Raw genomic sequence first — 12,159 nt, forward strand, 5'->3', positions numbered from 1 at the left:
GCCCATGCTGGAGGAGGAGTACGAGAAGACTCGGCGTGTGCTGCCGCACCACCTCCGCCGTGCTCCCGAGCCCGAGCGTCCTTTCGCTTTCGAGATCCGTCCCGCCACCCGCACCGACATGGCGGACGTGAGGGAGATCTACAACTACTACGTCACCAACTCCGTCGTGACCCTCGACGAGAAGAAGTGGTCGCACGCGCGCTGGACCGACAAGTTCGACTACCTGCACAAGCTCGGGCTCCCGTTCCTCGTCGCCGTGTCGCCGTCGGGGCAGATCCTGGGATACGGCCTGGTCTCGCCGTGGACCGGCAAGTCCGGCTACCGCTACACCGTGGAGAACTCGATCTACCTCGGGCAGGCGGCCACCGGCAAAGGGCTCGGCCGCGCGCTCCTGGAGGCGCTGATCGCCGCGTGCGAAGAACTCGGCATCCGCGAGATGGTGGCCGTCATCAGCGACAAGGGCGCCGAAGCGTCGGTGGCCCTGCACGAGAAGCTCGGCTTCGTCGAGGTCGGGCGGATGGGACGGGTCGGCTTCAAGTTCGGGCGCTGGCTCGGCACGATCTACCTGCAGAAGCACCTCGACGCCAAGAAGCGGAAGAAGCGCTCACTCTTCGGCCGGTGATCGACCGGCATCCGCCTCGCGCACTGCGTCGATGAGTCGTCGCCAAGGTTCGTCGAGGTCGGTCTCTGGCAACACGGCGGTGTGCTCGCTCGTCGGGGTGCCGGCGACCACGGTCCAGCAGAACCGGTCGGCGCCTCCGGTCGTGACCTCGACATCGGCGCCCGCCTCGGCGTCGGAGCCCGCGTGCGGCGCGGCGGCATCCCACGGACAGGCGTCGATCAGTGATCGCCAGTGATCCGCCTCGTCCGGCGGGGGAGTCGCCGACCAGCGGCGCGTCAGCCCCGCGAAGCCGCCCGTGCGCTCGACCCGAATCGAGAGGGCGCACTCCGCGGCGGGCTCGTCGGTGCGGTCAGCGGCTTGCGACATCGTCGATCACACCGACGCCGACCCACGCGGCGCGGACGGCGGTGTGCTCCTCCGAGTCCTCACCGTACTCGCGTGTCGCGGTCTCCAGTGTCGCGCGGGCGAACGCGGCGAAGTCGGCCGTCGGGGCGACAGCACCGCCGGTGAGCGCGAGGTACCAGATCCGTCCGGCGCGCTCCCACGCGTAGCCACCGAGGGCGGTGGCGGCGAGGTGGAAGGCCTTGTTCGGGATGCCGGAGTTGATGTGGACGCCGCCGTTGTCGGCCGTCGTGTCGACGAAGTCGCGCATGTGCGCCGGCTGCGGGTCGCGCCCGAGGACGTCGTCGTCGTAGGCGGTGCCCGGCGCGTTCATCGACCGGAGGGCCTCGCCCTGCACGGCGTCCGTGAAGATGCCGGCGCCGATGAGCCAGGATGCCTCGTCGACCGTCTGCTGCCGCGCATGCTGCTCCGTGAGTACCCCGAAGACGTCGGCGATCGACTCGTTGAGGGCACCGGACTGTCCCGCATACACGAGGCCGCCCGCGCTCTCGATGACGCCGTGGCCGAGCTCGTGGGCGATCACGGTGAGCGAGCCGGTGAAGCCGGTGAACACCTCGCCGTCGCCGTCGCCGAACACCATGCGCTCGCCGTTCCAGAACGCGTTGTCGTAGTTCTCGCCGTAGTGCACCGTCGCCAGGAGAGCGCCGCCCGCCCCGTCGAGCGACACCCGCTCGACGGCATCCCAGAGGAACGCGAACGTCTCGCCGAGCCCGTCGTAGGCCTGGTCCGCCGCGATATCGCCGGTCGGGCCGTCGCCCTCGCGGCGCACGGGCACACCCGGGAGCGTTTCGCGCGTCTGCGCGTCGGACACGAGGCGGTCGGGATCAGGTGAGGCCTCCACCACGAGCGCATCGCCGTCGACCGTGAGGTCGATGCTCGCGCGGACCGGCCGGTACGTGCGCGGGGTCGCCAGCGTCGCCCGGGCGGCCTCCGACGCGCGCGTGAAGCCGGGGTGATCGGATGCCGCGAGCCGCGCCAGGAGGTAGGCCGGAACGATGGCGTGCGCCTCGTCGCGGGGGAGGGCAGGGGCGAGGGCGGGGTGTGCGGTGCGGGGGTCGGTCGTCTCGGCATCCATGCAGGTCAGGCTAGTCAGCCCGACCGACACCGGGGCCGCCGGGCGAGAGCGTGGGGATGGATGCCAGCAGCCGTCGCGTGTAGGAGACCTGCGGCGTCAGGAGCACCTTCTCGGTGGGCCCTTCCTCGACGACCCGCCCGTCCTTCATGACGACGACGTCGTCGCACAGGTTCTGGACGACGCCGATGTCGTGCGAGACGAGGACCAGCGTGAGCTGCTGCGTCGTGCGCAGTTCCCGCAGCAGGTCGAGGATCTGCGCGCGGACGGTCACATCGAGGGCGGACAGCGGCTCGTCGCCGACGAGGAGGCGCGGACGGTGCACGATCGCGCGCGCGAGGGCGATGCGCTGGCGCTGTCCGCCGGAGAACTCGTGCGGGAACCGATCGGCCATGTCGGCTTCGAGTCCGACGTCGGTGAGCACCTCGCGCACGCGTGCGCGCCGGTCGCCCTCGATGTCGAGCGCCCACAGCGGCTCCGCGACGATACGGCCCACACTCATGCGCGGATCGAGCGAGGCGTACGGGTCTTGGAAGACGATCCCGGTCTCCCGCCGGAGCCAGTGGAGGGAGCGCGCCGACGCGCGTGCCTCGACCGTTCTGCCGGCGACGGTGACCGTGCCCGCCGTCGGCGCGTCCAGTCCGAGGAGGATGCGGATGAGCGTCGACTTCCCCGAGCCGGACTCGCCGATGATGCCGAGCGCGGCGCCCTCGCGCACGTCGATGTCGACGTCGTCGAGGGCAGTCGTCCACCGCGGCGGTCCGAACGGCCGGAGGGCCGGCGCCCGGAATCGTCGGGTGAGTCCGCGTCCGCTCAGCAGGGTGCTCATCGCTCGCCTCCCGATGCGCCCGTCGGTCGCCACAGCGTCGCCGTCGCGTCGCGCAGCAGGCCCTGCGTCACGGGGGAGGACGGCGCGGTCAGCAGCGTCGACAGCGCGCCCTGCTCGACGACGCGTCCGTCTTCGAGCACGACGGCATCCGTCGCGACCTGCGACAGGACGGCGAGATCGTGTGTGATGAACACGAGCGACATTCCGTCGTCGGCGACGAGCGACCCGAGGAGGTCGAGGATCTCGGCCTGGATCGTGACGTCGAGGGCCGTCGTCGGCTCGTCGGCGATCAGCAGCCGCGGACGGCAGGCGAGTGCCATCGCGATCGCGACGCGCTGACGCTGACCCCCGGACAACTGGTGCGGATAGCGCCGGACGATCTGTTCGGGGTCGGGCAGGCGCACGCGCTCCGCCTCGGCGACGGCACGCGTGCGCGCCTCCGCCCGGGAGAGGGGCGTGTGGATGCGCAGCGACTCCGCGATCTGCCGGCCCACCGTGCGGATCGGGTTGAGGGCCGTCTGCGGCTCCTGGAACACGATGCCGATCTCGTCGCCGCGCAGCCGCGCGAGCTCCCGGTCGGAGAGGCCGATCAGTTCGCGACCGTTCCACCGGATGCTGCCGGTCGCCTGTGCGCCCTCCGGGAGCAGTCCGAGCAGCGCGAGCGCCGTCAGCGACTTCCCCGACCCCGATTCGCCGATCAGTCCGAGCCGCGCGCCGTCGGGAACGTCGAAGGAGATGCGATCGACGACGCGGCGGTCGCCGATTTCGATCACGAGGTCGCGTACTTCGAGGCTCATGCGATCACCGCCGGCTGGTGGCTCTGCGCGGCCGATCGGCGACGGGACAGCGTGGGGTCGGTCGCCTCGCGGAGCGCATCGCCGAGGAGGTTGAGCCCCAGCACCGTGAGGGTGATGGTCAGGCCCGGCCAGACGACGCTCAGCGGATAGACCGTGATGTACGCCTGGAGCTCCTTCAGCAGCAGCCCCCACGACGGCTCGGTGGAGGGCGCCCCGAAACCGAGGTAGCTGAGGCCGGCTTCGGCCAGCACGGCGACCGCCATGCCCCACGAGAGCTGGACGATGAACACCGGCGCGACGTTCGGGAGGAGGTGGCGCCAGAGGTTCTGCAGGGGCGTCAGACCGCTCGCGCGGCCCGCCAGCACGAAGTCGCTGTGGAGCACGCGCCGCAGCTCCGGACGCGTCACTCGGGCGATGTTCACCCCGAAGCCGATGCCCACGGAGAAGATCACGACCCACAGCGACCCTCCCCACACCGAGGAGATCATCATCGCGATGAGCAGCACGGGGAACGCGATGAGGATGTCGACCAGCACGGCGACCGACTCGCGCACCCACCGCGCCGTGAGGGCGCCGAGCGCGGCCAGGACGAGCCCGATGGCCGTCGCCACGAGCCCCGCGCCGAGAGCGACCCACACGGTCGTGCGGGCTCCCGCCATCAGCAGGCTCAGGATGTCGCGCCCGCTGTTGTCGGTGCCGAGGAGGTGCGGCCACCCCGGGAGCGCCCAGCGCGCGGCGATGTCGACCCGCTGCGGATCGAACGGCAGCCACACCCACGAGACGAGCGCGACGAGTCCGATGGCGGCGACGACCAGGATGCCGAAACGGCCGGTCGACAGCTGCCACAGCCGCCGCAACCACGCGAAGCGGCCCGGGCCGTCAGGGGATGTCGTCGCTCGGGGTGTCATTCCGCCTCCCGCTGCCGGGGGTCGATGACCCGGTGGAGGAGGTCGACGACGAACCCCACGACGAGCACGAAGCCGGTGAGCACGAGGAGTTCGCCCTGCACCTTCGGAAGATCGCGGTTGCCCACGTCGGCCACGAGCATGCGGCCGATGCCGGGGAGCCCGAAGAGCTGCTCGATGACGACGGCTCCGACGAGGATGCCGGCGACCTGCAGCCCGAGCACCGTGATGATCGACAGGCCGACGTTGGGGAGGCCGTGCTGGAGGAGGGCGCGGGTGCGGGTGAGCCCCTTCGCGGCGGCGGTGCGCACGTAGTCCTGTCCCACCGCCTGGAGCGTCGCCGACCGGACGAATCGCATGAGCATCGCCCCCTCGATCACCCCGATGGTGACGGCCGGGAGCAGCAACGAGCGGAAGGCGCGCGCCGGATCGTCCCAGCCCTCGCGAGGGAAGCCCTGAGCCGGCAGCCAGCCGAGCCACACGGCGAACACGATGACGAGCATCATCCCCGCCCAGACGACCGGGACGGCCGCGATCGTCTGTGCGCCGACGTTGAGCGCCGTGCCGTCGCGGCGGCCGCGTCGCACGGCCGACAGCACTCCGAAGGGGAGGGCGATCAGGAGCGCGACGGTGAGGGCCATCAATCCCAGCGGGATCGTCACCTCGGCCTTCTGGAGGAGCTCGTCGATCACGGGGGTTCCGGTGAGCTGCGAACTGCCGAGATCGCCGGTGAGGATGCCGCCGATCCACTGCAGGTACTGCACCACGAGGGGAGCGTCGAGACCGAGCCGGTCGCGGATCGCTTCGATCTGCTCGGGCGTCGCGTTCAGCCCGGCGATGAGCTGAGCCACATCGCCGGGGAGAACGCGCAGCGTGAGGAAGATCAGCGCACTGGCGACGAGCAGACCCAGCAGGAGCAGGGCCAGCCGCGTCAGCGCGTAGCGGATCACTCCGCGCTCTTGACCACTTCGGCGACGTTAAGGCGCTCGTTCACGTTCACCGACGGGAGCCCCGCGATTCCGCTGCTCACGGCGACGACCGAAGCCCCGTTGTACAGCCAGTCGGCAGCGTGGTCCTCCGACACGATCCGGGCTGCCTGCTTCAGCAGGTCGGCCGCGGCGGCCTCATCGGTCGACGCGATCGATTCGGCGTAGAGACGCTGCACCTCGGGGTTGTCGTACGTGAAGTAGTAGGCGGGGTTCGCCCAGTTCTCGAAGTCGCGCGCCTCGGTGTGGAGCACGAAGCTCAGGTCGTAGTCCTGGTTGATGTACACGTCGTTGATCCAGGTCGGGAACTCGACGGCATCCACCTTGAGCGTGATCCCGACGTCGTTGAGATTCGAGACGAGGATCTGCGACACGGTCGTGCCGTAGCCGCTGTACAGGGTGAGCGTCAGCGACAGGTTCTCGGCGCCGGCTTCGGCGAGGAGCGCACGCGCCGCCTCCGGGTCGTAGGGGGCGACAGACGAGAGGTCTTCGTAGCCGGGGTCGAGCTCGGGGATCGGGCCGTACTGTGTCGTGCCCGCGCCGAGGGCCGTGACGATCGCCTCCTTGTCGATGGCCTGACGGATCGCCTGACGCACGCGGACGTCGTCCAGCGGTGCCTTCTTGGAGTTGAAGGCGAGCGTCCCCTTGTCGGTCGATGCGCCCAGTTCGACCGTGAAGTCGCCGCCCGCCTCGATCTGGTCGGTGAGGTTCGCGTCGAATCCGGTGAGCGCGTCGAAGTCGCCGGCGAGGGCACCCGCCAGAGCCGCCTGATTGTCCGGGAGGTAGCTGAAGACGACCTCGGCGACCTTCGCCTTCTCGCCCCAGTAGTCCTCGTTCCGGGCGAAGGTGATGCTGTCGCCCTGCTTCCAGCTCTCGAGCGTGAAGGGGCCGGTGCCGTTGGCCGCCGTCTTGCGGTCGGTCTTGTCGCCCTTCTTGAGGATGAGGCCCGCGCGACCGGTGAGGTTCCAAAGGAGCGTCGAGTCCGGCGAGCTCAGCGACAGCGTGATCGTCTGCCCGTCGGCGGTGATCGACTCGACATTCGCGAGGCGCGCCGAGTCGCGGAACGTCTCGGTGTCGCGCACCTGCTCGAGCGACCACACGACGTCTTCCGGGGTCAGCTCCTCACCGTTGTGGAAGAGCACACCCTCGCGGAGCGTGAACGTGTAGGTGAGGCCGTCGGGGGAGATCTCGTAGTCGCTCGCGAGCGATGGCTCGATGTCCTGCTCGGGCGTGCGGGACACGAGCCCCTGGTACACGTTGTCGATCAGGATCTGGTCGAGCGCGGCGCCGGCCGTCTCACGGATGTCGAGGTTTCCGGGCTCGAGCACGAGGCGGATGTCGACCGACGCGTTCGGGTCGGGAGTGATCGCGGTCGGCGTGGCCTCCGGCGCGGGATCGCCGGTGCAGCCCGACAGCAGCAAGGCGCCGGCCGCGAGGAGGGCGGCGGCGACGAGGGTGGGACGACGGAGCATGGGGTGGCGATCCTTTCGCAAGGGCAGGTCGCGCGACGGTTCGGGGCACCGGGCTTCACGGTGCGTCGCGGCGAGCTGCCGACTCTGGTGCGCGTTACAGCCTAGAGTCCGCCGGGCGTGCTGCGGACATCCGGCGTCACGAACGTTCGGTAATCGTCACGCGGCGATCGCGCCGACGAGGCGCGCGAGCTCGACGGGAAGCTCCTCCTGGACGTTGTGGCCGGAGGCCACGACCACGACGGATGCCGTCGGCACGCGGCGGGAGAACTCCTCCGCATCGCCGGGGGTCACGAAACCCCGATCGCCGCGGATGAGGGTGATCGGGACGCCGACGGCATCCAGGTCGTCCCATCCCGAGGCGGAGAGTGCGCCGCGGAGCGCGTCGTGCTGCTGCTGAGTAGCCGCCGCGCCCGCGGGGTCGGCGGCCGCCGCGTTCGCGAGGCGCGCGAAGTGGTGCTTCCACTCGACGCGGCCGTCCTCCCGCACGCGAGAGTTGAGGTAGACGCCGCGCGTGGCGGCCTCGCGGGAGCCGCCGAGGCCGAACGCCAGCGCCCGATCGACGAGTTCGTCGCGGCTCGCCCAGTCGACGGGGCCGGCGAAGAAGGCGCGGATCCCCGCGGCATCCCCCTGCGGGTCGATCCCCGGCGTGATGTCGACCACGACGAGTACCCGCACGAGCTCGGGGTGAGCGGCGGTGAGCGCGGCCGCCGTCAGCCCTCCCAGCGACTGGCCGACGAGCACCTGCGGTGACGTGGTCCACGCCGCCAGCGCCGGCGCGATGTCGGCGGCGAGGGGGCGGCCCGCGTAGGCGGCGTCGTCCCGCCAGGAGGAGTCGCCGTGGCCGGGCAGGTCGATCGCGAGCGCGGGGAGGCCGAGCGCGAGGATCGTCGTGTCCCACGTGTGGGCGTTCAGTCCGGCGCCGTGGAGGAACGTGACCCGGGGCTCGCCGTCGCCGTACGCCAGCGCGCTGACGGTGCGCCCGTCCGGCAGGGTGTGCGCCACCCGACGTACGGGCGGCGCGGCGACACCGAGGTCGGCGGCCTGCGCGGGAAGGAACTGGAACTCGTCGCTCATGCCGACATCCTGCCGGATACCCGCCGCGACGGGCGCGACGTCGAGACGGGACGCAACAGACCCCGCTCCCTCGCGGGTGCCGCCGTAGGCTGAACGCATGACCGAGGAACGACGCGTGCACCTCTCCCGTTCCGCGCGGCCGGCGTACGACGCGCTGGACGCGTTCTCGCAGACCGTGGGGAAGCTCGCCGCGGAGGCGGGCATCGACGACCGCCTCAAGGAGCTGGCGCTGATCCACAGCTCCCAGCTCAACGGCTGCGCCTACTGCGTGCGCATCCACGTCGATCGGGCCGTGGCCGCCGGCATCAGCGCCGACGAGATCGCCCAGCTCGCGACGTGGCGGGAGTCGGGCGTGTTCTCGGCGCGGGAGCGCGCGGCGCTGGAACTGGCCGAACGCTACGTCTTCATCCACGAAGAGGGTCTTCCCGACGACGTGTACGACCACGTCGGCGGCATCCTGTCCGAATCGGAGTACGTGGCGCTCAGTTGGCTGCTCGTCTCCATCAACGCGTTCAACCGCATCACGATCGCCGGCAAGTACCCCGTGCCTCCGCGGCGGTCGACCGCTGCCGATGGCTGACGTCGCCGGAGCGCTCAACTTCCGCGACGTCGGCGGTCTCCCCGCGGGGTCGGGCGTCACGCGGCACGGCGTCCTGTTCCGTTCGGGCAATCTCGCCCGCGTCGGTGAGGAGGGGCGTGCGGCGCTGCGGTCGCTGGGGCTGCGCCACATCGTCGATCTCCGGGAGGATGCCGAGATCGCGTACGAGCCGACGGACCTCGGCGACCTTCCCGTCGTCACGCGACGCGTGCCCCTGTTCGCCGGCTCCGCGTCGTCGTTCTTCGAAGAGGACGTCACTCTCGCCGACCTCTACCGCACGCTCGTCGACGGGTCGTCGGAGGCGATCGTCCAGATCGTGCGCGGGGTCGTCGACGATGCGCCGCTCCTCGTCCACTGCACGGTGGGGAAGGACCGCACGGGGGTCGCGGTGGCGCTGACGCTCGCGGCGGCGGGCGTCGACGAAGACGCGATCGTGGCGGACTACGCCCGCACCGAGACACTCCTCCCAGCCGAGCGCAATGCCCGCGTGCTGTCCTATCTGCAACGCCTCCACCCTGAGGCGCGCAACCTCGCAGATCTCGCGACGCGCTCACCGGCCCCCGTCATGCGGGGGCTGCTGGACGATCTTCGCGATCGATTCGGCGCACCCGTCGAGTTCCTCCGCGCGCACGGACTGTCCGACGACGACGTGCGGGAACTGCGGCGGACGCTCGTCGCCGACTGAGGTGAGGCATGCCTTACCCGCGAGGTATGATGGTGGTGTCATGTCCACGATGCCCGCCACCGCTCCCGGTTCCGTCGCGCACGGTCCCGGAGTCTGCCGCGCCGCGAAGCACACGCGCGTCCAGCACCTGATCACCGCCGACGAGCAGTCGCTCGGCGATCTGGAGCTCCTGCTGTCGACGCTGCCGATCTGCTCGACCGGCCGGGTGTTCGTCGAAGTTCCGGATGCCGCGGCCATCGGCGAGCTCGTCGTCCCTCCGCGCATGATCGTGACGTGGCTGGATCGGTCCTCGCGCTCCGGTGCCCCCGGCTCGGGTCGGGCGTGCGCTCCCGGTCAGGCGCTCGCGCGGGCGGTCACCGCCTGGGCCGACGAGATGCTGTGCGACGACGAGCAGGGACACGGCCACCACACGCAGGTGCACCTGCTGGGCGGCTTCCTCGGCACGGCCGACATCTTCGACCACCTGACCGACGTGCTCGGACTGGATGCCGACGGCATCCACACCCCCGCCCGCTTCGGACTCGCCACCTCCCGCTGACCCGGCTTAACCCGCTGACTCGGCTGAACCCGCTGACTCGGCTGATCCCACGGATCAGCGCGCGCCGCGAGGCACGTAGTTGCCGTCTTCGAGGCCCGCGAGGATCTCGAAGCGGTTGGTGAGCGGGTTGCGCCCCGCCAGCAGGTAGAGCAGCGGCATCAGGAAGCCGTACCGCCGCCACTGGCGTGCGTGCGTCGCCTCGTGCCGGAGGAGCGCGTCGGTGACCGGTGCAGTCCCGGTGAGGAAGCACCCGCCCACGCAGACGCCGCCGCGGCCGTAGCTCCACGACGGCATCCCCGTGAACACCCACAGGCCTTCCCGGCGCTCGACGCGCCCGGTCGACCACAGCGATCCCCACACCCACCCGACCGTCGTGCCCCACGCGTAGCCGAGGAGGCTCAGGGGGGAGTCGAGCAGGATGCCGGGAATCCACCGGTCGATGCGCTCGCCGCGCGTGACGGCGAGGGCGGCGCGATCACGCCACCCGGCCGGCGGGCGGGCGATCACGCGAGAGACCCCACGACGCGGAGGATCGTGCCGAGGTCGTCCACCGCCGCGTGCGGCGACGAGGGCGAGAAGCCCGCGATCGAGGCGCCGGCGAGCGGGAGGCGCTCGCGGAGGGCCCGGATCGCGCCGGTGAGCTCTTCCGCCTGCAGCCCGAACGGGAAGGGACGCGCGACCCCGGAGAGCACGGCCGGATCGAGCACGTCGAGGTCGACGTGGATGTAGAGCGCGTCGGCGTCGAGGGTGTCGACCGCGGCGAGGAGGGCGGCGGGGTCTCCGAGGGCATCGGCGGGCACGTGGTGCACGCCCGCGGCGGCGACCGCCGCCCCTTCGGCCTCGTCGAACTCGCGCGCACCGGCGAGGACGACCCGCTCGGCGGGCACGCTCGCGTCGCCCAGCGGCCCGCCGTCGGTGACCGCGCGCAGCACCATGCCCGCGAACGCCCCCGACGGGGAGGTCTCGGGGGTGTGGAAGTCGCCGTGGGCGTCGAACCAGACGACGGCGAGCTTCGGATGCCGGGCTGCCGCGTGCGCGATCGCGGGCGCCGCGACGCCGCAGTCGCCACCGACGACGAGAGCGACCTCCTCGGACGCGTCGAGCGCCTCGGTAAGGCTCTCCCGCACGCGTCGGAGCGCACTGAAGCGACGGATGCCGGTGTCCAGCGACTCTCCGGCCTCCACGGGAACTTCCACGCGCGTGCACGACGCACGGGGGAGGTCGCCGGCGATCGCATCGGCGCCGTCGACGAGCAGCATGGCCCGGGCGGCGGGCGAACCCTGCCACTGGGGCACGACCAGGAAACGCGTCATGATGTCATCTTCCTCCCGTGCGAGCGCCTCGCGGCCCGCCGCACGACGACGCAGCGCCGGGCGTCGCGGACGACACCCGGCGCTGCGTGTGGTTGCTTACTGCTCGAGAGCAGGTGCGGACGTGCCGCCGGTCTTCAGCGCGGCCAGGCGCGCCTCCACCTCGGTGAGCTCGCCGACATCCTCCAGCTCGTTGAACTGGGCGTCCAGCGACGACGCGGCGATCTCCGCCTTGCCGGCCGCGAGGGCCTCCTGACGGCGCACCTTGTCCTCGAAGCGGCCGAGGTCGCTCGTCGGGTCGAGCACGTCGATCGACTTGACGGCGTCGTGCACCTTGTTCTGCGCTTCGGCGGTCTTGGCGCGGGCGAGGAGCTCGGAGCGCTTCGTCTTCAGCTGCTCCAGCTTCTGCTTCATGCCGTTGAGGCCGTCCTTGAGCTTGTCGACGACCTCCGTCTGCGCCGCGATCGACGGCGCGATCGCGGCCGCTTCCTTCTCTTCGCCGATCTGACGCTGCAGGGCGATCTTCGCAAGGTTGTCGAACTTGTCGGCATCCGTCGTGTTGCCCGTCGCGCGCAGCTCGTCGGCCTTGCGGCTGGCGGCGATCGCCTTGTTGCCCCACTCGGCGGCGGCCTTGACGTCCTCGGCGTGGTCGCGCTCGAGGAGGCGCAGGTTGCCGATCGTCTCGGCGATCGCCGACTCGGCGTCGGCGATGTTGTTGGTGAAGTCGCGGACCAGCTGGTCGAGCATCTTCTGGGGGTCTTCGGCCTGGTCGATCAGGGCGTTGATGTTCGCCTTCACGAGGGTCGAGATGCGGCCGAAGATGGACTGCTTTGCCATCGGTTTTCCTTTCCTAGCGGGAGGTGTGGGTG

Annotated in this window: 15 protein-coding genes; 4 read left to right on the forward strand and 11 right to left on the reverse strand. The window is 71.0% G+C overall.

Annotated elements, in window-relative coordinates; all coding sequences use genetic code 11:
* Positions 1 to 4 precede the first annotated feature (4 nt).
* Complete coding sequence (locus tag P0Y48_01240) at positions 5 to 622, forward strand: GNAT family N-acetyltransferase (GenBank protein ID WEK13867.1); 618 nt, start codon at positions 5 to 7, stop codon at positions 620 to 622.
* Here P0Y48_01240 and P0Y48_01245 read toward each other — a convergent pair.
* The 8 genes from P0Y48_01245 to P0Y48_01280 form a co-directional block, all read right to left on the reverse strand.
* Positions 605 to 988: a hypothetical protein gene (locus tag P0Y48_01245; GenBank protein WEK13868.1), complete on the reverse strand. Its 384-nt coding sequence runs from the start codon at positions 986 to 988 to the stop codon at positions 605 to 607. The two genes, P0Y48_01240 and P0Y48_01245, sit on opposite strands and share 18 nt — an antisense overlap.
* Positions 972 to 2,099, reverse strand: coding sequence for a M4 family metallopeptidase (locus tag P0Y48_01250; GenBank protein WEK13869.1), 1,128 nt, complete (start codon positions 2,097 to 2,099; stop codon positions 972 to 974). The genes P0Y48_01245 and P0Y48_01250 overlap by 17 nt, the downstream gene beginning before the upstream one ends.
* 10 nt (positions 2,100 to 2,109) lie before the next feature.
* Complete coding sequence (locus tag P0Y48_01255) at positions 2,110 to 2,925, reverse strand: ATP-binding cassette domain-containing protein (GenBank protein WEK13870.1); 816 nt, start codon at positions 2,923 to 2,925, stop codon at positions 2,110 to 2,112.
* Positions 2,922 to 3,722 carry an ABC transporter ATP-binding protein gene (locus tag P0Y48_01260; protein WEK13871.1) on the reverse strand — a complete coding sequence of 267 codons (801 nt, stop codon included), beginning with the start codon at positions 3,720 to 3,722 and terminating at the stop codon, positions 2,922 to 2,924. The genes P0Y48_01255 and P0Y48_01260 overlap by 4 nt, the downstream gene beginning before the upstream one ends.
* Complete coding sequence (locus P0Y48_01265) at positions 3,719 to 4,630, reverse strand: ABC transporter permease (protein WEK13872.1); 912 nt, start codon at positions 4,628 to 4,630, stop codon at positions 3,719 to 3,721. Before P0Y48_01265 ends, P0Y48_01260 begins: the two co-directional genes overlap by 4 nt.
* Positions 4,627 to 5,577 (reverse strand): ABC transporter permease, encoded by a 951-nt coding sequence (locus P0Y48_01270; GenBank protein ID WEK13873.1) that lies wholly within the window; start codon positions 5,575 to 5,577, stop codon positions 4,627 to 4,629. The genes P0Y48_01265 and P0Y48_01270 overlap by 4 nt, the downstream gene beginning before the upstream one ends.
* Positions 5,574 to 7,085, reverse strand: a complete 1,512-nt coding sequence (locus P0Y48_01275; protein WEK13874.1) for an ABC transporter substrate-binding protein — start codon at positions 7,083 to 7,085, stop codon at positions 5,574 to 5,576. The genes P0Y48_01270 and P0Y48_01275 overlap by 4 nt, the downstream gene beginning before the upstream one ends.
* A 156-nt stretch (positions 7,086 to 7,241) precedes the next feature.
* Complete coding sequence (locus P0Y48_01280) at positions 7,242 to 8,159, reverse strand: alpha/beta hydrolase (GenBank protein ID WEK13875.1); 918 nt, start codon at positions 8,157 to 8,159, stop codon at positions 7,242 to 7,244.
* Positions 8,160 to 8,256: 97 nt separating this feature from the next.
* On the opposite strand from P0Y48_01280, the gene P0Y48_01285 reads away from it, so the two are divergent.
* From P0Y48_01285 to P0Y48_01295, 3 genes are read left to right on the forward strand one after another with little or no spacing between them, the layout of a single operon-like run.
* Positions 8,257 to 8,739, forward strand: coding sequence for a carboxymuconolactone decarboxylase family protein (locus P0Y48_01285; GenBank protein ID WEK13876.1), 483 nt, complete (start codon positions 8,257 to 8,259; stop codon positions 8,737 to 8,739).
* Entirely contained in the window at positions 8,732 to 9,442 is a 711-nt protein-coding gene (locus P0Y48_01290; protein WEK13877.1) for a tyrosine-protein phosphatase, read from the forward strand. Before P0Y48_01285 ends, P0Y48_01290 begins: the two co-directional genes overlap by 8 nt.
* 49 nt (positions 9,443 to 9,491) lie before the next feature.
* On the forward strand, positions 9,492 to 9,980 hold the full coding sequence (locus P0Y48_01295) for an SIP domain-containing protein (GenBank protein ID WEK14976.1): 489 nt from the start codon (positions 9,492 to 9,494) through the stop codon (positions 9,978 to 9,980).
* Positions 9,981 to 10,034: 54 nt separating this feature from the next.
* Here P0Y48_01295 and P0Y48_01300 read toward each other — a convergent pair whose 3' ends face one another.
* The 3 genes from P0Y48_01300 to P0Y48_01310 all read right to left on the reverse strand — a co-directional run bounded on the left by P0Y48_01300 (position 10,035) and on the right by P0Y48_01310 (position 12,127).
* Positions 10,035 to 10,487 carry a Fe-S oxidoreductase gene (locus tag P0Y48_01300; protein WEK13878.1) on the reverse strand — a complete coding sequence of 151 codons (453 nt, stop codon included), beginning with the start codon at positions 10,485 to 10,487 and terminating at the stop codon, positions 10,035 to 10,037.
* Positions 10,484 to 11,293: an arginase family protein gene (locus tag P0Y48_01305; protein WEK13879.1), complete on the reverse strand. Its 810-nt coding sequence runs from the start codon at positions 11,291 to 11,293 to the stop codon at positions 10,484 to 10,486. The genes P0Y48_01300 and P0Y48_01305 overlap by 4 nt, the downstream gene beginning before the upstream one ends.
* Before the next feature lie 96 nt (positions 11,294 to 11,389).
* On the reverse strand, positions 11,390 to 12,127 hold the full coding sequence (locus tag P0Y48_01310) for a PspA/IM30 family protein (protein ID WEK13880.1): 738 nt from the start codon (positions 12,125 to 12,127) through the stop codon (positions 11,390 to 11,392).
* Positions 12,128 to 12,159 lie beyond the last annotated feature (32 nt).

This window comes from Candidatus Microbacterium phytovorans, assembly GCA_029202445.1.
In the GTDB taxonomy this organism is placed as follows: Bacteria; Actinomycetota; Actinomycetes; order Actinomycetales; family Microbacteriaceae; genus Microbacterium; species Microbacterium phytovorans.

Excerpts from the sequence above, each read along its gene's own strand:
- P0Y48_01240 (WEK13867.1), top strand. The coding sequence starts at position 5 with ATGCTGGAGGAGGAGTACGAGAAGACTCGGCGTGTGCTGCCGCACCAC.
- P0Y48_01245 (WEK13868.1), bottom strand. The coding sequence starts at position 988 with ATGTCGCAAGCCGCTGACCGCACCGACGAGCCCGCCGCGGAGTGCGCC.
- P0Y48_01250 (WEK13869.1), bottom strand. The coding sequence starts at position 2,099 with ATGGATGCCGAGACGACCGACCCCCGCACCGCACACCCCGCCCTCGCC.
- P0Y48_01255 (WEK13870.1), bottom strand. The coding sequence starts at position 2,925 with ATGAGCACCCTGCTGAGCGGACGCGGACTCACCCGACGATTCCGGGCG.
- P0Y48_01260 (WEK13871.1), bottom strand. The coding sequence starts at position 3,722 with ATGAGCCTCGAAGTACGCGACCTCGTGATCGAAATCGGCGACCGCCGC.
- P0Y48_01265 (WEK13872.1), bottom strand. The coding sequence starts at position 4,630 with ATGACACCCCGAGCGACGACATCCCCTGACGGCCCGGGCCGCTTCGCG.
- P0Y48_01275 (WEK13874.1), bottom strand. The coding sequence starts at position 7,085 with ATGCTCCGTCGTCCCACCCTCGTCGCCGCCGCCCTCCTCGCGGCCGGC.
- P0Y48_01280 (WEK13875.1), bottom strand. The coding sequence starts at position 8,159 with ATGAGCGACGAGTTCCAGTTCCTTCCCGCGCAGGCCGCCGACCTCGGT.
- P0Y48_01285 (WEK13876.1), top strand. The coding sequence starts at position 8,257 with ATGACCGAGGAACGACGCGTGCACCTCTCCCGTTCCGCGCGGCCGGCG.
- P0Y48_01290 (WEK13877.1), top strand. The coding sequence starts at position 8,732 with ATGGCTGACGTCGCCGGAGCGCTCAACTTCCGCGACGTCGGCGGTCTC.
- P0Y48_01295 (WEK14976.1), top strand. The coding sequence starts at position 9,492 with ATGCCCGCCACCGCTCCCGGTTCCGTCGCGCACGGTCCCGGAGTCTGC.
- P0Y48_01305 (WEK13879.1), bottom strand. The coding sequence starts at position 11,293 with ATGACGCGTTTCCTGGTCGTGCCCCAGTGGCAGGGTTCGCCCGCCGCC.
- P0Y48_01310 (WEK13880.1), bottom strand. The coding sequence starts at position 12,127 with ATGGCAAAGCAGTCCATCTTCGGCCGCATCTCGACCCTCGTGAAGGCG.